General features: G+C 68.8%; 19 protein-coding genes. 10 read left to right on the plus strand and 9 right to left on the minus strand.

Going from position 1 to position 21,152, the window contains the following annotated elements; all coding sequences use genetic code 11:
• Positions 1-21 precede the first annotated feature (21 nt).
• Together E8P82_RS03670 and glyA are read right to left on the minus strand one after the other, a co-directional pair.
• Positions 22-915: a bifunctional methylenetetrahydrofolate dehydrogenase/methenyltetrahydrofolate cyclohydrolase gene (locus E8P82_RS03670; protein ID WP_136453129.1), complete on the minus strand. Its 894-nt coding sequence runs from the start codon at positions 913-915 to the stop codon at positions 22-24.
• Positions 916-967: 52 nt separating this feature from the next.
• Positions 968-2,281: a serine hydroxymethyltransferase gene (gene glyA / locus E8P82_RS03675; protein ID WP_136453130.1), complete on the minus strand. Its 1,314-nt coding sequence runs from the start codon at positions 2,279-2,281 to the stop codon at positions 968-970.
• 162 nt (positions 2,282-2,443) lie between these two features.
• Here glyA and E8P82_RS03680 point away from each other — a divergent pair, with 162 nt between their 5' ends.
• Together E8P82_RS03680 and E8P82_RS03685 are read left to right on the plus strand one after the other, a co-directional pair.
• Entirely contained in the window at positions 2,444-2,965 is a 522-nt protein-coding gene (locus E8P82_RS03680) for a gamma carbonic anhydrase family protein (protein WP_136453131.1), read from the plus strand.
• A 71-nt stretch (positions 2,966-3,036) separates the two neighbouring features.
• Positions 3,037-4,113, plus strand: a complete 1,077-nt coding sequence (locus tag E8P82_RS03685) for a Gfo/Idh/MocA family protein (RefSeq protein ID WP_136453132.1) — start codon at positions 3,037-3,039, stop codon at positions 4,111-4,113.
• A gap of 60 nt (positions 4,114-4,173) precedes the next feature.
• Here the strand turns inward: E8P82_RS03685 and E8P82_RS03690 are convergent, their stop codons facing one another.
• The 3 genes from E8P82_RS03690 to E8P82_RS03700 form a co-directional block, all read right to left on the minus strand.
• Positions 4,174-6,396, minus strand: coding sequence for an NADP-dependent isocitrate dehydrogenase (locus tag E8P82_RS03690; RefSeq protein ID WP_136453233.1), 2,223 nt, complete (start codon positions 6,394-6,396; stop codon positions 4,174-4,176).
• Between the two features lie 121 nt (positions 6,397-6,517).
• Positions 6,518-8,131, minus strand: coding sequence for a bifunctional phosphoribosylaminoimidazolecarboxamide formyltransferase/IMP cyclohydrolase (gene purH / locus E8P82_RS03695; RefSeq protein WP_136453133.1), 1,614 nt, complete (start codon positions 8,129-8,131; stop codon positions 6,518-6,520).
• A gap of 117 nt (positions 8,132-8,248) precedes the next feature.
• Entirely contained in the window at positions 8,249-9,196 is a 948-nt protein-coding gene (locus E8P82_RS03700; protein WP_136453134.1) for a DUF559 domain-containing protein, read from the minus strand.
• A 193-nt stretch (positions 9,197-9,389) separates the two neighbouring features.
• Between E8P82_RS03700 and E8P82_RS03705 the strand changes: the two genes are divergently transcribed.
• The gene (locus E8P82_RS03705) at positions 9,390-10,742 is read left to right on the plus strand and encodes an MFS transporter (protein ID WP_136453135.1); all 1,353 of its coding nucleotides are present in this window, start codon (positions 9,390-9,392) and stop codon (positions 10,740-10,742) included.
• Positions 10,743-10,776: 34 nt separating this feature from the next.
• Here E8P82_RS03705 and corA read toward each other — a convergent pair whose 3' ends face one another.
• The gene (gene corA, locus E8P82_RS03710; protein ID WP_136453136.1) at positions 10,777-11,793 is read right to left on the minus strand and encodes a magnesium/cobalt transporter CorA; all 1,017 of its coding nucleotides are present in this window, start codon (positions 11,791-11,793) and stop codon (positions 10,777-10,779) included.
• Between the two features lies 1 nt (position 11,794).
• On the minus strand, positions 11,795-12,430 hold the full coding sequence (purN, locus tag E8P82_RS03715; protein WP_136453137.1) for a phosphoribosylglycinamide formyltransferase: 636 nt from the start codon (positions 12,428-12,430) through the stop codon (positions 11,795-11,797).
• A 56-nt stretch (positions 12,431-12,486) separates the two neighbouring features.
• Here purN and E8P82_RS03720 point away from each other — a divergent pair, with 56 nt between their 5' ends.
• Positions 12,487-12,924 (plus strand): hypothetical protein, encoded by a 438-nt coding sequence (locus tag E8P82_RS03720; protein ID WP_136453138.1) that lies wholly within the window; start codon positions 12,487-12,489, stop codon positions 12,922-12,924.
• Positions 12,925-12,951: 27 nt separating this feature from the next.
• Here the strand turns inward: E8P82_RS03720 and E8P82_RS03725 are convergent, their stop codons facing one another.
• Together E8P82_RS03725 and E8P82_RS03730 are read right to left on the minus strand one after the other, a co-directional pair.
• Entirely contained in the window at positions 12,952-14,214 is a 1,263-nt protein-coding gene (locus E8P82_RS03725; RefSeq protein ID WP_425455983.1) for a cell division protein PerM, read from the minus strand.
• Positions 14,215-14,314: 100 nt separating this feature from the next.
• A complete protein-coding gene (locus tag E8P82_RS03730) occupies positions 14,315-15,067 on the minus strand; it encodes a sulfite exporter TauE/SafE family protein (protein WP_136453140.1) in 753 nt (250 codons plus the stop codon).
• 66 nt (positions 15,068-15,133) lie between these two features.
• Here E8P82_RS03730 and E8P82_RS03735 point away from each other — a divergent pair, with 66 nt between their 5' ends.
• The 6 genes from E8P82_RS03735 (at position 15,134) to E8P82_RS03760 (ending at position 21,087) form a co-directional block, all read left to right on the plus strand.
• On the plus strand, positions 15,134-15,775 hold the full coding sequence (locus E8P82_RS03735) for a DUF1684 domain-containing protein (protein ID WP_136453141.1): 642 nt from the start codon (positions 15,134-15,136) through the stop codon (positions 15,773-15,775).
• Between the two features lie 178 nt (positions 15,776-15,953).
• Positions 15,954-17,582: a stealth family protein gene (locus tag E8P82_RS03740; RefSeq protein ID WP_136453142.1), complete on the plus strand. Its 1,629-nt coding sequence runs from the start codon at positions 15,954-15,956 to the stop codon at positions 17,580-17,582.
• A 95-nt stretch (positions 17,583-17,677) separates the two neighbouring features.
• Positions 17,678-18,094 (plus strand): DoxX family membrane protein, encoded by a 417-nt coding sequence (locus E8P82_RS03745; RefSeq protein WP_136453143.1) that lies wholly within the window; start codon positions 17,678-17,680, stop codon positions 18,092-18,094.
• 95 nt (positions 18,095-18,189) lie between these two features.
• Positions 18,190-18,948 carry an SOS response-associated peptidase gene (locus E8P82_RS03750; RefSeq protein WP_136453144.1) on the plus strand — a complete coding sequence of 253 codons (759 nt, stop codon included), beginning with the start codon at positions 18,190-18,192 and terminating at the stop codon, positions 18,946-18,948.
• Positions 18,945-20,360, plus strand: coding sequence for a glucose-6-phosphate dehydrogenase (locus tag E8P82_RS03755; RefSeq protein WP_136453145.1), 1,416 nt, complete (start codon positions 18,945-18,947; stop codon positions 20,358-20,360). Before E8P82_RS03750 ends, E8P82_RS03755 begins: the two co-directional genes overlap by 4 nt.
• Position 20,361: 1 nt before the next feature.
• The gene (locus E8P82_RS03760) at positions 20,362-21,087 is read left to right on the plus strand and encodes a hypothetical protein (protein WP_136453146.1); all 726 of its coding nucleotides are present in this window, start codon (positions 20,362-20,364) and stop codon (positions 21,085-21,087) included.
• Positions 21,088-21,152: the final 65 nt, after the last annotated feature.

Here is a 21,152-nt window from a genome sequence, read left to right on the forward strand (position 1 = left end):
CGGTGTCCTGCTCAGGGACACTCAGCCCCTGCTCGACTGCCGTTCTGCGGCGTCCACCACATTCGCCAGCAGCATGGCGCGGGTCATGGGTCCCACTCCCCCGGGATTCGGGGAGAGCCAGGCCGCCACCTCGGCAGCTGCAGGATCGACGTCGCCCGTCAGCCGGGCCTTCCCCGTCTGAGGATCCTCGACCCTGCTCACTCCGACGTCGAGGACGATCACCCCGGGCTTGAGGTGCTCCGCGCCGATCATGTGGGCGCTGCCCGCCGCGGCGACGACGACGTCCGCCCGCTGGAGGTGCGCCGCCAGATCAGTGGTCCCGGTGTGGGCCAGGGTGACTGTCGCGTTGATCTGTCTGCGGGTCAGCAGCAGGCCCAGCGACCGTCCCACCGTGACGCCGCGGCCGACCACGAGCACGTCGAGACCCGCGAGCGCGATGCCGTGGCGTTCGAGGAGTTCCACGATCCCGTGCGGCGTGCACGGCAGGGGTGACTCCATCCCGCGGTCCACGTTGAGGACGAGCCGGCCCAGATTCGTGGGGTGCAGGCCGTCGGCGTCCTTGGCGGGAGCGATGCGCTCGAGGATCGTGTGCGTGTCGATGTGCGCGGGGAGGGGGAGCTGGACGATGTAGCCGGTGGTGGCGTCGTCGTCGTTCAGTTCGTCGAGAACGGCCTCGAGCTCCTCCTGGCTGATGGTGCCGGGCAGATCGCGCCGCACGGAGGTGATGCCCACCTCTGCGCAATCGCGGTGCTTGCCCTCCACGTACGAACGGCTGCCCGGATCGTCGCCCACCAGCACCGTGCCGAGCCCCGGTCTCACTCCGCGCTCATGCAGCGCAGCGACGCGCTCGGTGAGCTCCGCCTTGATCTGCGCGGCGGTGGCTTTTCCGTCCAGGATGCGAGCTGTGGTGCTCATGCGGATCGTCCTCGTTCGGTTGCTCGAGCAGGTGGTGACGCCGGGATACGACCTACCATTCCTCCTGGCCGGGGTAGAGCGGGAAGTCGGCGGTGAGCGCGGTGACCCGCGCGCGGAGGGCGTCGACGTCGGGCGCCGGCTTGAGTGCCGCTGCGATGATCTCCCCTACCTCCGTGAACTCGGCGGCACCGAAACCGCGGGTGGCCAGCGCCGGGGTGCCGATGCGCAGACCCGAGGTGACCATCGGGGGCCGCGGATCGAACGGCACTGCGTTGCGGTTGACGGTGATGCCCACCGAGTGAAGGACGTCCTCGGCCTGCTGGCCGTCGAGGCTCGAGTTGCGCAGGTCCACGAGCACGAGGTGGACGTCCGTGCCGCCCGTGAGGACCGAGACGCCGTGCTCCGCGACGTCCGGGCCGGTGAGCCGTTCGGCGATGATACGGGCACCTTCCAGGACACGCTCCTGGCGCTCCCTGAACTCCGCGGATCCGGCGATCCTGAACGCGGTGGCCTTGCCCGCGATCACGTGCATGAGCGGACCGCCCTGCTGGCCGGGGAAGACACTCGAGTTCAGCTTCTTGGCCCACTCCTGCTTCGCGAGGATCACGCCGGAGCGCGGTCCGGCGAGCGTCTTGTGGACGGTCGAGGTGACGACGTCGGAGTGAGGGACCGGATTCGGGTGGACGCCCGCGGCGACGAGACCGGCGAAGTGTGCCATGTCGGTCCAGAGCAGTGCACCGACCTCGTCGGCGATGGAGCGGAAGGCAGCGAAATCGAGCTGGCGCGGATAGGCGGACCACCCCGCGATCAGCACGTCCGGCCTCTCGGCGAGCGCCTGCTCGCGGACGCGGTCCATGTCGAGCCGGTGGGTGTCCTCCTCGACGCCGTAGGCGGCCACGGCATACAGCTTGCCGGAGAAGTTGAGCTTCATCCCGTGGGTGAGGTGACCGCCGTGGGCGAGCGAGAGGCCCATGATCTTATCGCCGGGCTTGATCATCGCCGACAGCGCCGCTGCGTTGGCCTGCGCTCCGGAGTGGGGCTGGACGTTGGCGAACTCGGCGCCGAACAGGGCCTTGACGCGATCGATCGCCAGATTCTCGGCGACGTCGACGTACTCGCATCCGCCGTAGTACCGGCGCCCGGGATAGCCCTCGGCATACTTGTTGGTGAGCACGCTGCCCTGGGCCTCGAGAACGGCCCGCGGAGCGAAGTTCTCGGAGGCGATCATCTCGAGGGTGTCGCGCTGACGACCGAGCTCGTCCCTGAGCACCGCCGCGATCTCCGGATCCACCTCGGACAGGGGTGCATTGGTGACGGTGTCCGCAGCAGCTGGAGTGGTGGAGCCGGTCGTGGGTGACATGGTCATCGATTGATCCTTCTCTGGGTCGCGCATCGGTCACAGTGGTCTGTAGCGTCGCGCCTGTGGGTCGCGCGTCGAAGTCGCTCCCATGCTATCCGGACGCCCACGACCGCGCCTACTCTCCCGGCTGCTCTCCCGGCCACGCAGACGCTCATCTAGGCTGAGTCCATGGCTCACCTCATCACCTTCAAGGGCAGGACCCCCACCATCGGTGGCTCCGTCTTCACCGCGCCCACCGCAGCTCTGATCGGCGACGTGACGGTCGGTGAGTTCGCGAGCGTGTTCTACGGCGCCAGCGTCCGCGGCGACACGGCCGCCATCCATGTCGGGGAGGGCACGAATCTGCAGGACAACGTGGTGGTCCACGCCGACCCCGGCTTTCCCACGCACATCGGCCGGCGTGTCAGCGTGGGCCACAGCGCCGTGGTACACGGCTGCACCGTCGAGGACGACTGCCTCATCGGCATGAGCGCGACCGTCATGAACGGTGCGGTGATCGGCTCGGGATCCCTCGTGGCCGCAGGCGCCGTCGTGCTCGAGGGCACCGTCGTGCCGCCCCGGTCCCTCGTGGCAGGCGTTCCTGCCAAGGTCCGCCGGGAGTTGACGGACGAGGAGGTCCAGGACGTCAGGGCCAATGCGGAGCACTACAGAGCACTCGGGCAAGAGCATCGCGCTGCGTTGACTTCTTGACGGCACGGGGCGGTTCGAACGATTCGTCCGTCCGCATGGACGCCGTACGGCGCAGCGGCAAGGATGGTGCCATGGACCCCCAGAACCGCATCGCCACGCCTCCCTGCGCAGTACCGGGAGCCCCGAGCCCCGTCGCTGCGACCGGCCGGCCCCTGAGATGGGGCGTCGCCGCCACCGGCGGCATCGCTGCGAAAGTCACAGGCGATCTCGCCCTGCTCGAGGACGCCGTCCTCCACGCCGTCAGCTCCCGGAGCGCCGACAGAGCGGCTGTCTTCGCGGAGCGCTTCGGCTTCACGGCCGGGTACGGGGACGACGGCGGTACCGCGGGCTACCAGCGGCTCATGGACGATCCGGACGTGGACGTCGTCTACGTCGCCACCCCGCACGGCCAGCATTTCGAGGTGTCCCGGGCTGCGTTGGACGCCGGCAAGCACGTTCTGGTCGAGAAGTCCTTCACCATCAATGCCGCCGAGGCGCTCGAGCTGGCGCAGCTCGCGGCGGAGCGCGGTCTGTTCCTCATGGAGGCGGTGTGGACGCGGTTCCTGCCCAGTATCAACCGCGCCTGGGATCTGATCCACTCCGGGGTGCTGGGCGAGATCCGCTGGGTGCAGGCCGACCTGGGCTTCACGGCTCCCGATGATCGCACGAGCCGCCTGTGGGATCCGGCCGCCGGTGGCGGAGCCCTGCTGGATCTCACGGTGTATCCGCTGACGTGGGCCCTGGGATCCCTCGGCTTCCCCGCCTCGGTCTCGGCCGTCGGAGTACTCAGCAGCGACGGCGTCGACGAGCAGAATGCGCTGATGCTGCGCTACGACAGCGGCGCCTACGCCCAGCTGTCGTCGTCGTTCATCGCATCCTGCCCCGCGCAGGCGACCGTGAGCGGGTCGAAGGGCTGGCTGAAGACCGGTGGGAAGCTCCACGATCCCACCGAACTCACGATCGCCGTGGATGGGGAGGAGCCCCGCGTGGAGCGGTTCGAGCAGGTCGGCGCCGCGTACACCTACGAGCTCCGCGAGGTCACCCGCTGCATCCAGGAGGGCCTCCGGGAGAGTCCTACCATGCCGCTCGACGACACCCTGGCCACGCTCCGCCTGTTCGACGACGTGCGGGCGCAGCTCGGGGTGCGGTACGCCAACGACGACGCCTGACGACCACGCGAACGCACCCGGCCGGTCCAGCGCGCTGTACCGGCCGGGTGGAACGGACGCCTAGCGCGTGAGGATCGCGAGCACCTCGGAGAGCTTGTCCGACGGGCGCATCACCTGCGTGACCTTCTCGACGTCGGGGTGGTAGTACCCGCCGATGTCCACGGGTGAGCCCTGCACGGCGAGCAGTTCGTCCGTGATGGTGTCCTCGTTGCCCGTGAGGGCCTCGGCCACGCGCGCGAAGCTCTCCGCGAGCTCCGTGTCCTGGTCCTGCCGCGCGAGTTCCTCGGCCCAGTAGCGGGCCAGGAAGTAGTGGCTGCCCCGGTTGTCGATCTCGCCGACCTTCCGGCTGGGCGACTTGTTCTCGAGCAGGAAGGTGCCGGTCGCCCGGTCCAGGGTGTCGGCGAGGATCTGCGCACGCTTGTTCCCGGTGGTGGTGGCCAGGTGCTCGAAGCTGACCGCGAGGGCCAGGAACTCGCCCAGGCTGTCCCAGCGGAGGTGGTTCTCCCTGATGAGCTGCTGCACGTGCTTCGGGGCTGATCCGCCGGCTCCCGTCTCGAAGAGTCCGCCGCCGTTCATCAGCGGGACCACCGAGAGCATCTTGGCGCTGGTGCCGAGTTCGAGGATCGGGAACAGATCGGTCAGGTAGTCGCGGAGCACGTTACCCGTGACGGAGATGGTGTCCTCTCCCCGCCGGAGGCGCTCGAGTGTGAAGGCCGTGGCGTCCTCGGGCGTCATGATCTCGAGGGTGACGTCGTCGGTGGTGTGCTCCGCCAGGTATTCCCTGACCTTGGTGATCAGATTCGCGTCGTGTGCCCGGTGCTCGTCGAGCCAGAACACCGCCGGGGTTGCCGAGGCGCGGGCGCGCGTGACGGCGAGCTTCACCCAGTCGAGGATCGCGGCGTCCTTGGTCTGGCAGGCCCGCCAGATGTCACCCGGGGAGACATCGTGCTCGATCAGCACTGTGCCGTCGGCGTCGACCACCTGCACCTTGCCCGCTGCCTGGATCTCGAAGGTCTTGTCGTGGCTGCCGTACTCCTCGGCGGCCTGCGCCATGAGCCCCACGTTGGGTACGGTGCCCATGGTGGTGGGATCGAAGGCCCCGTTGGCACGGCAGTCGTCGATGACCACCTGGTACACACCGGCGTAGCTGCTGTCGGGGATGACGGCGAGCGTATCGGCCTCCTCACCGTCGGGACCCCACATGTGACCGGAGCTGCGGATCATGGCGGGCATGGACGCGTCGACGATCACGTCGCTGGGCACGTGCAGATTCGTGATCCCCCGATCGGAATCGACCATCGCGATGCTCGGGCCGTCGGCCATGCCCTGGTCGATGGCCTTCTGGACGCCCTCACGGACGTCGTCGGGCAGCGTGTCGAGACCGCCGAGGATCGAGGCCAGGCCGTTGTTCGGGCTCAGGCCCGCGGCCGCGAGCTGCTCGCCGTAGGTCTCGAAGAGCTCCGGCAAAAAGGCCCGGACCACATGACCGAAGATGATGGGGTCGGAGACCTTCATCATGGTCGCCTTCAGGTGTGCCGAGAACAGTACGCCCTCCTCCTTGGCGCGTGCGACCTGCGCCTTCAGGAAGTCGTTGAGCGAGCCTGCGCGCATGACCGTGCCGTCGACGACCTCGCCCTCGAGCACGGGGAACGCACTCTTCAGCTCGGTCACGGCGCCGTTGGCGCCGAGGTGGCGGATACTGATGGCCCCGTCGGCGGCGATGACGACGGACTGCTCGTTGGAGCGGAAGTCGTCGCTCGTCATGTGCGCCACGTTGGTCTTCGACTCCGGCGACCAGGCACCCATGCTGTGCGGATTCTGGCGCGCGTAGTTCTTCACGGATGCGGGGGCGCGACGGTCCGAGTTGCCCTCACGGAGCACGGGATTGACGGCGCTGCCCTTGACCTTGTCGTAGCGCGCCCGGATCTCCTTCTCGGCGTCCGTGCCCGGGTGATCCGGGTAGTCCGGCAGCGCGTAACCCTGGCTCTGGAGCTCGGCGATCGCGGCCTTGAGCTGCGGGATCGACGCGCTGATGTTCGGCAGCTTGATGATGTTGGCTTCCGGCGTCTTCGCCAGGGCACCGAGTTCGGCGAGTGCGTCGGCTTGTCGCTGGTCCTCGGGCAGGTGGTCGCTGAAGAGCGCGATGATGCGGCCGGAGAGCGAGATGTCCCGCACTTCGACCTCCACACCCGCGGTCGAGGCGAATGCCTCGATGATCGGCAGGAACGAGTAGGTGGCCAGCATCGGCGCTTCGTCGGTGTGGGTGTAGATGATGGTGGACATGGGGGACATCTCCTGCGGTGCGTTGCGGTCGGGTGGGGTGGACACGTTGGCTCCAACCTATCGTGTCGCAGGTCCCGGCCCGCCGACCGACCGGCCGTGTGCCGGCGCCGGTGCCCGGTGGTCAGTGGTAGAAGTGGCGCGCACCCGTCAGGTACATGGTCACTCCCGCAGCATCGGCGGCGTCGATCACTTCCTGGTCACGGACGGATCCGCCGGGCTGGACGACGGCGCGGACACCGGCGTCGAGCAGGAGCTGGAGTCCGTCGGCGAAGGGGAAGAAGGCATCCGAGGCCGCAACGGCGCCCCGTGCCCGTTCTGTGTCGGCGAGCGTGTTCGCGCGTTCGACGGCGAGGCGGCAGGAATCCACCCGGTTCACCTGACCCATGCCGACGCCCACCGAGGCGCCGTCGCGCGCCAGGAGGATCGCATTGGACTTCACGGCCCGACAGGCCCTCCAGGCGAAGACGAGATCGGCGAGCACGGCGGGCTCGGCGGGCTCGCCCGCGGCCAGGGTCCATGCGGCGGGATCGTCGCCGTCGGCCTGGAGCGCATCGGCGGCCTGCATGAGCACTCCCCCGGACACCTGCCGGAACTCCACGGCATTCCGGCCGTAGCCCTCCGGAAGGGTCAGGAGCCGGATGTTCTTCTTCCGGCTCAGGATCTGCACGGCGTCGGCGGAGAACGACGGCGCGATCACGACCTCCGTGAAGATCTCCTGCACCGTCTCGGCCATGCCGGCGGTGACCTCGCGGTTCGCGGCGATCACACCGCCGAAGGCCGAGACCGGATCGCAGGCGTGCGCCTTGGCGTGGGCGTCCGCGATGGCATCGGGGGCGTCGGCCGAGCCGACGGCGACACCGCACGGATTGGCGTGCTTGACGACGGCGACGGCGGGCTCGTCGAAGTCGAACGCTGCGCGCAGGGCCGCATCGGCGTCCACGACGTTGTTGTAACTCAGGGCCTTGCCGTGGAGCTGGTCCGCCTGGGCGATGCCCGGCGTCGCCCCCTGCTCCACGTAGAGCGCCGCCTGCTGGTGCGGGTTCTCGCCGTACCGCAGCACCTCGGAGCGCTCCAGCGCCAGACCCGCATAGCCCGGCCAGCTCACCTCCCCGTCCGCACCTGCGTCTGTGTCGAAGTGCTGAGCGGTCCACGCGGCGACGGCGGTGTCGTAGGCGGCCGTGTGCGCGAAGGCGCGTGCGGCCAGTCGGCGTCGGGCTGCCAGCTCGAAGCCACCCTCGGTTACCGCCGTGACCACGTCCCCGTAGCCGGCCGGGTCCACGACGACGGCGACCGACGGATGGTTCTTCGCGGCGGAGCGGACCATCGCGGGACCACCGATGTCGATCTGCTCGACGACGGCGTCGGGCTCCGCGCCGGAGCGCACCGTCTCGACGAACGGGTACAGATTCACGACGACGAGATCGAACGCCTCGATGCCGAGCTCGGTGAGCTGCTCCACGTGCTCGGGGCGCCGACGATCGGCCAGGATGCCCGCGTGGACGCTCGGATGCAGGGTCTTCACGCGCCCGTCGAGCGTCTCCTGGAACCCGGTCACCTCGGAGACCTCGGTCACGGGCACACCCGCGGCGGCGATGCGTTGCGCCGTCGACCCGGTGGAGACGATCGAGACGCCTGCGCGGTGCAGGCCCTGCGCGAGCTCCTCCAGGCCGGTCTTGTCGAACACCGAGATCAGCGCTCGGCGGATGGGGACACGATCGGGCTGGTCAGGACTCACGCGGGTCTCCGTCGATAGGGCGTCGTTGGGCTCGGTCGAGTCTATCGGGACGTCGAGATCGCAGACGTTACCGTCCCAGGTCCCGGGTCGTGGTCATTTCTGCGGTTTCGACGCCGCTCACGAGGCGCCGCATGACTCCAGCGCTCTCCGGATCCTGGCAACCGCATCCTGGCGCCGCGAGCCAAGATGGATCTTCGTGAAGCGCAGGACTGTCCACCCCAGCCGCTGGAGCCGTTCGTCGCGCTCGATGTCGTGGGCCCATTGATGGGCGTCCCTCAGGTGATGCTCGCCCTCGTACTCGAGGGCGATCCTGCGAGCCCTGTACTGCAGATCCGGTCGGGAGACCCTGCGCCCTTGGTCGTCGAGGATCCACTCGTTCACCTCGGGCTCGGGCAGTCCCGCGCCGACGATGAGCAGGCGGAGCCGGCTCTCGGCCGCGGAATCGACCCCCGTGCGGAGCAGGGGCAGGGCCTTCCGGGCCAGCGCGATACCCCGGGCACCGGAGCGTGAGGCAAGCGTCGTCGTGAGCTCCGGCAGCCCCGTCAGCGGATTCGGCAGTGCTGTCGCCGCCGGAAGTCGTGGTGCATCAGGACGCCGCAGCAGCGCATCCCCTGCGGCAACCAGCTCCGTCAGGGACAGCTGCGCTGCGAGGTCGCACCAGGTGCGTGCCGGAGAGGTGAGCGGCACGCCGTAGACGGTGACGGCGTCCACGTCCCGCAGCCGGGAGACGTGCCCGATGACTCCGCTCCTCCTGGGCTGAGCCGCTCCGGAAGGACGCGTGAGATGGATCGGCGCGTCCTGGGACCGGCGAGGCAGGGGCAGACCCCAGAGCAGTGCGGCTGTCGTGTGGCTCGCGACAGTCCCCGGGGAGAGTCCGCCCAGGCAGGCGACGACGTCGGACAGGTCCGCCCCCGATCCGGCGAACGACCGCACACTCCTCGACTCACGCGTGAACGCGGTGCGACGCAGCACGTGAGGAGGCAGCCCGAGCCTGCGAGCCGTTCCGACACTGAAGCACCGCGTCAGGTGGAGCCGCAGGAGGGCCTCGGCGTAGGGATCGACCATGCACCCATCGTGGATGTTGCGGACCCGGACGAGGAGTTGTCCACAGCTCTCGGACCGCCGGGTCGTCGAGATCGCAGAAATGACCGGTCGTCGCCCGAGCCGCTGTCATTTCTGCTGTCTCGGCGCAACGAAAGGAAGTACGGGACCGTCGCGGTACAGTTCTCGCTGTAAACGGCCCCTCCCCGAAGGCATCATGAGCATCAATACGCAGCTACCCACAGGCGACCAGGTGGTCCAGGACCTCCCCTGGCGCTGGAAGGTCCAGGGGAAGATCTTCCTCATCGGCGGTCTGGGCTTCATGTTCGACGCCTGGGACGTGACCCTCAATGCCTATCTGATCCCCCTGCTGATCGCGGACTGGGGCATCTCGCCCGGCCAGGCAGGATGGATCGCGACGTCGAACCTGATCGGCATGGCGGTGGGGGCCTTCGTGTGGGGCTCCGTGGCGGATCTGATCGGCCGCAAGAGCGCCTTCACGCTCACCCTCCTGGTCTTCTCCGTCTTCACCGTGTGCGGGGCGTTCTCCCCGGACATCCTCTGGTTCTGCGTCTTCCGGTTCCTGGCGGGCTTCGGGCTCGGCGGCTGCATCCCCGTGGACTACGCCCTCGTGGGCGAATTCACCCCGCGGCGCCAGCGCGGGCGCGTCCTCACCGCCATGGACGGGTGGTGGCCCATCGGCGCCTTCCTCTGCGGTGTGGTGACGACGGCGGTCATCTCCACCACCGGCGACTGGCGGTACGCGATGCTCGTCATGGTCCTGCCCGCACTCCTGGTGTTCTGGGTGCGCCGGGGCGTCCCGGAATCCCCGCTCTTCCTCGTGCAGCGCGGACGCGGCGACGAGGCGCGAGCCGTCATCGACGATCTCGTGGAGCGCACCGGCGGCGAGCAGCGGTCCTGGCGCCTTCCCGATCCGGAGAAGATCCCGAAGCTCTCGCTGGGCAGCATCTCGGGCCAGCTCACCGGCCTCTGGCGGTACAACTGGCGCATCACGCTGACCGCGTGGAGCCTGTTCCTGACCATCCTGCTCGTCTACTACGGGGCGCTGACCTGGATGCCGCGCATTCTCATCGCCTCCGGCTACGCGCAGTCGGTGGCCTTCATCGCCACCACGTTCATGACCGGCGTCGGCTTCCTCGGCGTCATCGCCGCAGCCCTCCTCGTGGAGCGCGTGGGCCGCAAGTGGCTCCTGGCCGTCACCGGACCGGGTTCCGCCCTCCTGCTGGTCGTCTTCGCCCTGACCCTGGACCTGCCGGCCGTCGCGACGGCCTGGCTGCTGGCCTTCGGCTTCGTGGTGCAGGTGGCCATCCCCGTGCTCTACACCTACGTCTTGGAGCTGTACCCCACCGAGCTGCGTGGCAGCGGTTTCGGGTGGGCGTCGACCATCTCGCGGATCGGAGCAGGGCTGGTGCCGCTGATCTTCGGCACCCTGCTGTGGCCCTACCTCGGCCTGCCGCTCACCTTCGCCCTCATCGGCTCCCTCGTGGTCCTCGCCGTGCTCTTCATGGCCTTCAACGCTCCCGAGACGCGGCGCGAGAGGCTCAGCTGAACAGGTTCAGCCCGAGCTCCGACGGACGGGTCTGCTAGAGCCAGCGGTTGCGCTTGAACGCCCAGTACAGCCCGGCACCGAGGGCGAGCATGAGCACGACGGCGAACGGATAGCCCAGGCGCCAGTGCAGCTCGGGCATCAGGTCGAAGTTCATCCCGTAGATGGAGGCGATCAGGGTCGGTGCGAAGAGGATGGCCGCCCAGGACGAGATGCGCTTGACCTGCTCGCCCTGCGCCAGCGAGGTCTCCGTGAGCCGCGTCATCTCCTCGTTCTGCCGCTGCGCCACGAGGGTGGAGTGCACGGTGAGGGCATTCTGCAGCAGCGTGCGGAAGGTGTTGACGCGTTCGACGACGCGGATCACGTGGTCCTGCACGTCGCGCAGGTTCCGCGCGAGCTCGTCATCCACCCGGTACTTCCCGGCGCCGTCGAGCAGTGCGTCCAGCATGTCCTGGAGCGGCTGGGTGGCGCGCTGGAACTCGATGACCTCGCGGTGGAGCTGGTAGATCCGGCGCGAGACGTCCGGTGCTCCCCCGAAGAGGTCGTTCTCGATCTCGTCGACGTCGTTCTCGAGTCCCAGCACCACGGGCCGGTACTCGTCCACGACCTGATCGAGCAGTGCATAGAGGACCGCGTGCGGACCGGCCGCGAGCAGCTCGGGATCGGCCTCCATCCTGCGTCGGACCACCCCGAGATCCGGCGACTCGGCGTGGCGGATGGTCACCACGAAGTCCTGTCCGATGAAGATGTGCAGCTCACCGAACTCCACCTTCTCCTCGGCGTCGAGGTAGCGGGCGGGCCGCAGGACGATGAAGAGGGTGTCGCCGTAGCGCTCCAGTTTGGCCCGCTGGTGACCGTTGGCGGCATCCTCGACGGCGAGCGGATGCAGCCCGAACTCGGCCTCGACGGCGTCGAGCTCGTCGCCGTCCGGGCGGTAGAGGCCGATCCACGCCATCCCGCCGCTTTCCCGCATCAGCTCGAAGGTGCGGTCGAGATTCTCCGGGGCTATGCGCTTCTTCCCGTCCACGTAGACGGCATTCGTGATCAGGGGCATCTCAGGCGCCCTGGCCCGGACCGGCAGGTCTGCGCTCGGGAAGACGGTCGGGAGCGCGGTCGCCGGCACTCTCCGTGCTCCGGGCGAGGTCAGCGAGCGTGGCGATCAGGAGCCTGCGCTCCTCGATCTTGATGCGCTCGTGCAGGCTCTGTTCGGTGTCACCGGGCAGAACGGCGACCGGCGCCTGCGCGAGGATGGGCCCGGTGTCGATCCCGGCGTCGGCGATCATGATGGTGCACCCCGTGACCTTGACACCGTGGGCCAGCGCGTCGCGGACGCCATGGGCGCCGGGGAAGCTCGGCAGCAGCGCCGGATGCGTGTTCAGGTACCGCTGCGGGAACCGGTCGAGGAACTGCTGGTCCACGATCCGCATGAAGCCCGAGGACACCACGTAGTCCGGGGCGTAGGCCGCGACGGCGTCCGTGAGCGCCCGGTTCCACGCGGAGCGCTCCGGGTACCGGCGGAAGTCCACCTCGAAGGTGGGGATCCCGGCGTCGTCCGCCCGCCGGACACCCCCGGTACCGGGGCGGTCCGCTCCGACGGCGGCGAGGGTGACGGGGAGGGAACCGTCGGCGATCGCGTCCATCACGCCCTGGAGGTTCGATCCGCTGCCGGAGACGAGGACCACGATGCGCATGGCTCAACCTTAGGGTCTTCGCTCACCTAGGGTTGAACCATGCCGATGGAGACCAGATGACGCAGCAGGGCACAGGGCGGGGCGGGCCGGTCAGGGCCGCGGAGCCGCAGCAGGGCCCGCCGGACGACGCCGCCGCGCGCGGGAAATCAGCACGAAGCTGGCTGCGCCTGTTCGTGCTGGCGCTGCTCGCGGGCGTGCTGATGAGCGCTCTCGCGCTGCCGTGGAAGGTGCTCGCCCTCGTCGTGTCGGTGTTCGCCCTGGCCGCCGGTGTCGTCGGACTCGTGAAGGCGATCGGCGCGAGGCTCCCCCGCCTCGTGGTGATCGCAACCTCGCTGGGCCTTGCCGCGGCCCTCTTCCTCAGCGTGAGTACGGCTGTTTCGGTGCTGCTCTGGCCGGTCACGCGTGCCTACGAGGACTGCGTGTCCCGAGCGCTGACGCTGCAGGCCCGGAGCGACTGCGAGGACGCCCTGCGGAGGTTCGACACAGCCGGGTGACGGCGCCCGCCGAGGCCGGACGTGCGCTCAGCGGCGTCCGGCATCGCGTTCGAGCAGGGGTCCGACGGCGTGGCCGAGCACGGCGCCCAGCGCCACCTCCAGCGCGAGCCACATGCCGAGCGCCAGCGGGTCCGGACCGAGTTCCGTGAACCGCCCGAGCCCCAGTGATGCACGGGAGACGAGGGCCGCGAGGACGCCACCGGCCCCTGCTGCGAGGCCGATGAGGACGGCGAGCGCCAGCGTCGACGCAGGCGCGGTCAGCCATCGCCGACGCGACTGCAGGGCGAGCCACTCGTCCAGGTGGTTCTCCCCCTCGCGGAAGAACCACCATCCTGCAAGCACTCCGGCGAGGACCGGGATAGCCACTGCCGCGTACCCGTAGTCCAGGGTTCCCGCCGGCAGCGCCCCGAGCACCGGGATTGCGGGCAGGGGGCCCACGCTGCTCGCGAGCGGCGTGATGGAACTGCCGGCACCGAGGGCTAATCCGGCGCCGGTGGACCAGGACAGCGCCCAGAGCGCGAGATTCGGCAGGAAGCCCAGTTGGAGCACGGTGAGTACGAGTGCGGCGGTTGGTCCGCCGTCGATCCTTTCGTAGATCGCCGCGACGCCTGCCCAGTTCAGGCCGATCGCCACGGCGAGCAGTACGGCCGAGAGCCCTGCTGCCGCCAGGACCGCGAGGAAGCCGGAGCGCAGGATCGCCCAGATGTAGGCACCGATCCAGCGCGCCTGCTGACTGGACCGGCCGGCTGCGGCTACGAGGTCGATCCCCAGGAGCGGGCTCCATGCCCCTGCTTCACGGCGGGCACCGGCTACGAGGCCCGCCGCTACGCCGAGTGCGGGAATCAGTGCTCCGGCCAGCAGGGAAGCCGCGGCTTCCGGTGTCCTCGAGAGGAACGCGACGCCGGCGCCGATCGCCGCGTAGGCGAGAAGTGCTCCGAGCAGGCCCTGCCACAGGCGGGCCGCATACGAGGCCCGCGCCGTGTAGGAGGCCCGCGCCAGACGGCGTCCGGCACGCCGGGCGAGCAGTAGCGGCACCAGGATCAGACCGAGCGGGATCGCGTGCAGCACACCCGACGCGGCACCACCGGCACTGTCGGCGGGAAACTGCAGAACCAGAGGTACCCCGTGCAGCACGAGCCATCCCTGACCGGCCAGCCTGGCCGCGGACTCGGCCGTGCGCTCGGCGAAGCCTCCGGTGAGCCAGACGAGCGCGATCGGGAGGACCACGATCAGCGCCGAGATCAGCGCAGCCTGCCCGAGTTCCAGTGCGCCCTGCAGCCACAGGGGCATGGGAAGAGTACGGTCTCTGGTGGGGAGTTTCATCCCCTCCATGGTGCCATCGGCGCAGCACCAACCGGGCATCACACGCCGGCCCCGCGACGGCGCCTGCTCACCCGAGAATGTCGATGACTCCCTTGACCACCGCGAGGCCTGCTCCGATGAAGGCGATCACGATCACGAACAGTCGCGCCTGGTCGTCGCGCACGAAGCGGCCCAGTTTTTCGCCGAGGAAGATGCCCACCATGATGACCAGCCCGATCGCCGCCCACATCCATGGAGTCAGCATGGGCGCCTGCGACGGGTCGAGCAGCAGTTTCGTGACGAGCGTGACCGTGCCGATGCAAACGAAGAACGGCTGCAGGGTCGCGGCGAAGGGACGCTGCGGCCAGCGCGAGAGGACGGCGTAGGCGCTCACGGCGGGGCCGCCGACACCGGCCATCGAGTTGGTGAGTCCGGCGGCGAAACCTGCCAGTGCTTTGGGCGCGTTGCCGCGCACCACCACCTCGGAGCGCTGGAGCACCAGCGAGAGGGTCAGCGCCACCAGGACGATCCCCCCGACCGTCACGGACAGCGGGGCGGAGGGCACGACGACGGCGAGGAAGGAACCCGGGACGGACCCGGCCAGCGAGGGCACCACCAACCAGCGGAACATGCTCCAGTCGACGTCCTTCCACACCCGGCCCACGATGATGGACGAGGAGACGACGGCGCAGGCATTGACGAGGAGGATCCCCTCGTGGGGTCCGAGGATGATCACGAGGAACGGGGAGATCAGCAGCGCGAAGCCGAGACCGGCGATACGCTGCGCGATGGCCCCCAGCAGGATGGAGGCCAGCACGATGAAGAAGATGCCCAGAGCCACCAGTTCACAGTACGCCGGGGGACGGCATCGATCGTCGGTGCACGCGACGGCGGTAGCCTGTCCCGTATGACAGCGACCACCGCACTGGCCACGGCTGACTGGCGCCGCCGCGTCTTCGGTCTGTACGACGACGTCCGCGACCGCGCCGTCTCCCACTCCCCGGAGGCAGCCCACGCCCTGTGGCAGGAAGGGCGGGACGACCTGTTCGGCAATCACTCCGCCTCCGCCCTGTCGAAGGACGCCAGGGGCACGTTCCACGGCCTCACCGTCGCACCCTACGACCCCGCTTTCCGCTTCGAGCCGCTCGTGGAGGCCGGCGGCGCCGGTGAGGTGATGGACGTCGCGACCGGTACCGACGGCGTCGTGCACTTCCGCCGGCTCGGCTCGGTCAGCCTTCCTGGCCTCGGAACACTGGCCCTCTGGCAGCTCGCCTCCTACGGCGGTGGCCTCTTCCTACCGCTGCACGATCGCACCGCAGGAGTACCGGGAGGCTCCTACGGCGGCGGGCGCTACGTGCTCGACACGATCAAGGGCGCGCACCTGGGTGAGGGGCGGACCCCGGGCAGCCTCGTGGTGGATCTGAACTTCGCCTACAACCCGTCCTGTGCCTACGACGAGGAGTGGGCCTGTCCCCTGCCCGGCCCCGCCAACAGACTCGCGAGCGAGGTTCCCGTCGGGGAGCTGTACCGCGACTACACCCGGGGCTGACAAGACCCCGGGGCTGCGGAACGGCAGCCCCGGTCGTCCACGCAGTGACCACGAGCCCGGCGGACACCGCGATGAACCGGGGCAGCACGGAAGAATCGATGCGTCGAAATGCTGGACTGACCGAGTCCGGAACGGTATGGTGCCCTCTCGCACCGACGTGGCCCGGTCAGGCCCTATCATGGGAATCACGCACCCACTTCAGGAGGTTCCGATCACAGACACGGCTGCCCAACACGACATCTACTTCGGAGCACCCGAGCCGGAGAATGAAGCCGAGGTCCTCGCCTCGGCGTCTCGCGCGGCGGTCGCCCGTTTCGAAGGCCGCTCGGACATCACGACGGTCAAGCGCCGCTTCACGCTGATCAACCAGGACCGCACCCCGCAGCAGGCCATGGTGGAGGACCTCCTGTTCATCCGAGCCGCCCTCGACAGGGCCGGCATCGACTTCGTACTGGTGCGGGGGAACGATCAGCGTCCGGTGATCGCCGTCGACCTCGACAACCGCGAGGAACTCCGTGCGGCGCTGGTCGAGGCGTGCCGCGATGAACCCTTCTACTCCCGTACGGTCGACACGAAGCGCCGCACCACGCTCCTGGTCAGCGACGGCCACCTCTCGAACAGCAGCAAGGCGCGCATCTTCCGGCTGTTCCGCCCGCGCATCGAACCACTCGGCGGACTCGCCTACGGTCCCTCGGCCGGCGTGCAGATCGAGTTGTGGGCCCTCGGTGAAACCACGATCGAGCTGCCCGTGGAGAATTCCCTGACCAGGCGCACCCTGCCCGCGGCAGAGGTGGTGCGCGGCGAGGTGGAACGGCACGGCCTGACCTGGCCCACGATCGACAACATGTTCGCCGATCACGCCACGGACATCGACTTCGACATAGACCTCGTCTTCACCTGGGTGGACGGCAGCAGTCCCGAGTACCGGGCGGCGCGTGCGGCCCGCATGCAGGGAGTGGTGGTGGGCGACGGCGACGACCACGAAGCCCGGTTCCGCCACATCGACGAGCTCAAGTACGCCCTGCGATCGGTGTACATGTTCGCGCCGTGGGTGCGCCGCATCTTCATCGCCACCGATTCGGCTCGGCCCGCCTGGCTCGCCGAGCACCCCTCCGTGACCTTCGTGCGCTCGGAGGAGCACTTCAGGGATCCCTCCGTCCTGCCCACCTACAACTCGCAGGCCGTCGAGGCGCAGCTGCAGCACATCCCGGGCCTGTCCGAACACTTCCTCTACTCCAACGACGACATGTTCTTCGGCCGGCCCGTGGCACCGGATCTGTTCTTCTCCCCGGGTGGTGTCACGAAGTTCATCGAGGCGGATGTCCGCATCGGTCTCGGGGAGAACGACGCCGAGCGCAGCGGCTTCGAGAACGCAGCTCGTGTGAACCGACGCCTGCTGCACGAGCGGTTCGGACGCATCACCACACGGCATCTCGAGCACGCCGTCACACCCCTGCGCAAGAGCGTCCTGCTCGAGATGGAGGCGGAGTTCTCCGCCGAGTTCGCGGCGACGGCGGCTTCGCGCTTCCGCGCGAAGGACAACATCTCGGTGACCAATTCGCTCTACCACTACTACGCGCTCCTCACCGGCAGAGCCGTCACGCAGGAGATGGCACGCGTGAAATACGTCGACACCACGGTGCGTTCAGGTCTGAAGAGCCTGACCAAGATGCTGGACAAACGGAACCAGGATCTCTTCTGCCTCAACGACGGAAGCTATCCGGAGGTCCCCGCCGACGAGCGGGCCCGACTGGTGACGGAGTTCCTCGAGAAGTACTTCCCGGTCAAGGCTCCCTGGGAGACCTGAGCCGAGTCCCCGTATGTCAGCACGACTGGCGGGGGCAGGAGCGTGCGTCGTAGGCTCGCAGACGGACCATCACCAGCACAGTGAAAGGCAACATCATGAGTTTTCGTCCCAGTCACATCCCGCTCCGGCTGATCACCGGCGCCTTCATCCTGAATTCGGGTCTGGGGAAGACCGCCCTCGACGAAGGAACTGCAGGCTTCATGCAGTCGATGGCGTCGAAGGGCTTTCCCCAGGCGAGCCAGCTCGAGCCGGCCCAGTTCGGCAAGATCCTCGCGGCCTCGGAGATCGCCGTCGGATCGGCACTGCTCGCCCCGTTCATCCCGAGCAAGCTCGCCGGTCTGGGCCTGCTCGCCTTCTCGGCAGGGCTCATGACGATGTACTTCAGAACTCCGGAGATGACGGAGGACGACGGCATCAGGCCCACGCAGGACGGGATCACCCTGGCGAAGGACAGCTGGATGGTCGCCATCGCCCTCGCCCTGATCATCGACGGCAAGAAGAAGCGGAAGTAGACTCGTTCGTTCCCTGCGCCCGCGGGCGCAGGGAACGAACGCTATCCGGGAAGTATCCGGAAAATACCCGAGGAAGAGGACAGGGAACCTGCCGTATGTGCGGACGCTTCGTCATCGCCGGTAGCAAGGCGGATCTCGTCGACGCCTTCGAGGTGGAGATGAGCGTCCAGGACGAGGTGGAAGCATCGTGGAACGTGGCACCCACCGACACGGTGCAGCTCGTTCTCGAACGGCTCGACGCCGCCACCGGTGAGCTCACACGGTGGCTCGAGCCCGCGCGCTGGGGCCTGATCCCCTCTTGGTCGAAGACCGCCTCCATCGGCGCCCGGATGATCAATGCGCGCAGCGAGACCGTCCTCGAGAAGCCGTCCTTCCGTTCCGCCGCCCTCCGGCGCCGCGCCGTCATCCCCGCCGACGGCTACTACGAGTGGCGCAGGAACGCCGACGGTTCGAAGACGCCGATCTACCTGCACGGCACCGACGCGGCGCCGCTGGCCTTCGCCGGGTTGTACGAGTTCTGGCGGGATCCGGCGACGGCGACGCAGGCGGCCCCGGACGGTTCCTGGCTGGTGAGCTGCACCATCATCACGCGTGCCGCCTCCGACGCCCTGGGCGAGATCCACGACCGCACGCCCGTCATCGTACCGCCGGAGCTGCGCGGCGACTGGCTCGATCCGCGGCGGGATTCGCGACACGGGGTGCAGGAACTGCTCGACGCCATCCCGGACCCCCGGCTGGTGCCACGCCTCGTGGGGAACCGCGTGGGCTCCGTCCGGAACAACGGACCGGAGCTCATCGAGCCATTACCGGACGAGGACCACGACCCCCGAACTCCCGAGGAGACCGCACCATGACGAACCCATCAGACACCCAGGCCGGGACCGGATCCGATCAGGACCGGCGCCAGACGCTCGTGATCATGGGCGCCAGGGGCGACCTGACCTCCCGGTTGCTCCTGCCGGGACTGGGTGGCCTGATCGCCGAGTCATCGTTGCGCGACCTCGTTCTGATCGGCACCGGACGAGGATCCTGGAGTCAGGACGAATGGCAGTCCGTGGTCTCCGACTCGTTCGCCGCGGGCAAGGCGGAGGGCGACGCCGTCGACGCAGTGGTCCGAAGCGCCAGGTACGTCAGGGCCGACGTCACCGACGAGGACGATCTTCGGAGTCTGCTCTCTGCCGGAGAGGGCCGGATCACCCTGTACTTCGCCCTCCCGTCCGCCGCGGCGGTCAAGGCGTGTGAGGTCCTGGCCCGGATCGGTGTGCCGGAGGGAACCCGACTGGTACTGGAGAAGCCGTTCGGTGTCGACGCCGGCAGCGCACGGGATCTCAACGAGCTGCTCCACGGGCTCGTGCCGGAGGACCACGTGCATCGTGTGGACCACTTCCTCGGCATGTCCACCGTGCTGAACATCCTGGGGATACGCTTCGCCAACCGCGTGGTGGAGCCCCTGCTCACCTCCGAGCATGTCGCCGCCGTCGACATCCTGTTCGAGGAGACGCTCGGGCTGGAGGGCCGTGCCGCGTTCTACGATGCAACCGGTGCGCTGCGCGACATGATCCAGAGCCACCTGCTGCAGGTCATGACCCTCGTCGCGATGCTCCCCCCGGCCACCCTCGATCCCCCCGATCTCGGGGACGCTAAGGCCCAGGTACTCCGGGCTACCCGGGTCTGGGACGACGACCCGGAGCGCTACAGCCGCCGGGCACGCTACACCGCCGGGGACGTAGGAGGGAAGAGCCTGCCCTCCTACGCCGATGAGGACGGGATCGATCCCGCACAGCAGACGGAGACGCTCGCCGAAGTGGTCTTCGCCGTGGACACGTGGAGGTGGTCGGGTGTTCCGTTCCGCGTCCGGTCGGGCAAGGCGATCGGCTCGCCGCGACAGGAGGTGACCGTCACCTTCAGGGATCCCCAGCACGTCCCGGCCGGCCTCGGCGGGGAACGCGAGCCGAACCGACTGACCATCGGACTGGGACCGCGGACAGTGGGGCTCGACATCAACATCAACGGTGCCGGCGACCCGTTCAGCACCTCACCTGTCACCCTGGACACCGACTTCGGGGCCGGGGAGCTGCTGGAGTACGGAGAGGTCCTGAAGTCGGTGCTGAACGACGAGACGTCGCTGTCGGTGCGCGATGACATGTCGGTGGAGTCCTGGCGGATCGTCCAGCCCGTGCTCGATGCCTGGAGCGAGGGCAGAGTGCCCCTGGACGAGTACCGCGCCGGTACTGCCGGACCGGAGTCCTGGGGACTGCTGCCCTGATATGAAGGTCAGCTGGACCCAGGCCATCGGTTCCGCGCTGGGCGCCGTGTCCTCAGCGCTCCTGCTCTCCACCCTCGGCGTCGCCGGGACCTTGATCGGCGCAGCCCTGGGAAGTCTCGTCATCACGATCGGCGGGGCGCTGTACTCCAGGTCCCTGCAGATGACCCGGGATCGGGTTCTCCGGACCGCGGAGCGCGCCCGGTCGAGCCGCGGCGGCCCCTCGGGTGGCCCGGACGATCTGTCCCGGGAGACCGACGCGCCGGCGTCGCCCGCTGCGGCGGAGGACGCCCCTACGGCCATGCCCCGGGAGCAGGGAATCCGCACGCTCCCGTGGAAGCGCATCCTCGGGGCCGGTACGGCGATCTTCGTCGTCGCGATGACGTTGATCCTGGCTTTCGAACTGACCACCGGCCGCCCGGTGTCCTCCTACACCGGCGGCAGCACGACCGAGAGCGGAACGTCCATTCCGGGTTTCGACGGTCTCACCGGCCCCGGGACGGGCGAGCAGGAGGAATCACCCCAGGATCCGCAGGACGTCACTCCCCTGGACCCCCAGCAGGAGGGATCACTCCGGGACGACACGGATGAGGGCTCCGTCACACCGGGAGTACCGGGCCCGCAGCAGGATGAGGCCCCGCAGGATCCCGGACCGCAGGACGACGCTCCGCAGCAGGAAGCGCCGGGGGAGGTCCCGCCGGCTCCGCAGCAGCAGGACGATCCCGAGTAGCCCGCACGATGCTGTCGGGGAGTCCTCGCGCCGCGGCGATCGCGCGCTGAACCGGAGCGCCACGA

Origin of the sequence: Arthrobacter echini (assembly GCF_004803505.1) — a bacterium.
Taxonomy (GTDB): domain Bacteria; phylum Actinomycetota; class Actinomycetes; order Actinomycetales; family Micrococcaceae; genus Arthrobacter_D; species Arthrobacter_D echini.

Excerpts from the sequence above, each read along its gene's own strand:
- E8P82_RS03670 (WP_136453129.1), bottom strand. The coding sequence starts at position 915 with ATGAGCACCACAGCTCGCATCCTGGACGGAAAAGCCACCGCCGCGCAG.
- glyA (WP_136453130.1), bottom strand. The coding sequence starts at position 2,281 with ATGACCATGTCACCCACGACCGGCTCCACCACTCCAGCTGCTGCGGAC.
- E8P82_RS03680 (WP_136453131.1), top strand. The coding sequence starts at position 2,444 with ATGGCTCACCTCATCACCTTCAAGGGCAGGACCCCCACCATCGGTGGC.
- E8P82_RS03685 (WP_136453132.1), top strand. The coding sequence starts at position 3,037 with ATGGACCCCCAGAACCGCATCGCCACGCCTCCCTGCGCAGTACCGGGA.
- E8P82_RS03690 (WP_136453233.1), bottom strand. The coding sequence starts at position 6,396 with ATGTCCACCATCATCTACACCCACACCGACGAAGCGCCGATGCTGGCC.
- E8P82_RS03700 (WP_136453134.1), bottom strand. The coding sequence starts at position 9,196 with ATGGTCGATCCCTACGCCGAGGCCCTCCTGCGGCTCCACCTGACGCGG.
- E8P82_RS03705 (WP_136453135.1), top strand. The coding sequence starts at position 9,390 with ATGAGCATCAATACGCAGCTACCCACAGGCGACCAGGTGGTCCAGGAC.
- corA (WP_136453136.1), bottom strand. The coding sequence starts at position 11,793 with ATGCCCCTGATCACGAATGCCGTCTACGTGGACGGGAAGAAGCGCATA.
- purN (WP_136453137.1), bottom strand. The coding sequence starts at position 12,430 with ATGCGCATCGTGGTCCTCGTCTCCGGCAGCGGATCGAACCTCCAGGGC.
- E8P82_RS03720 (WP_136453138.1), top strand. The coding sequence starts at position 12,487 with ATGACGCAGCAGGGCACAGGGCGGGGCGGGCCGGTCAGGGCCGCGGAG.
- E8P82_RS03725 (WP_425455983.1), bottom strand. The coding sequence starts at position 14,214 with ATGCCCCTGTGGCTGCAGGGCGCACTGGAACTCGGGCAGGCTGCGCTG.
- E8P82_RS03735 (WP_136453141.1), top strand. The coding sequence starts at position 15,134 with ATGACAGCGACCACCGCACTGGCCACGGCTGACTGGCGCCGCCGCGTC.
- E8P82_RS03740 (WP_136453142.1), top strand. The coding sequence starts at position 15,954 with ATGGGAATCACGCACCCACTTCAGGAGGTTCCGATCACAGACACGGCT.
- E8P82_RS03745 (WP_136453143.1), top strand. The coding sequence starts at position 17,678 with ATGAGTTTTCGTCCCAGTCACATCCCGCTCCGGCTGATCACCGGCGCC.
- E8P82_RS03750 (WP_136453144.1), top strand. The coding sequence starts at position 18,190 with ATGTGCGGACGCTTCGTCATCGCCGGTAGCAAGGCGGATCTCGTCGAC.
- E8P82_RS03755 (WP_136453145.1), top strand. The coding sequence starts at position 18,945 with ATGACGAACCCATCAGACACCCAGGCCGGGACCGGATCCGATCAGGAC.
- E8P82_RS03760 (WP_136453146.1), top strand. The coding sequence starts at position 20,362 with ATGAAGGTCAGCTGGACCCAGGCCATCGGTTCCGCGCTGGGCGCCGTG.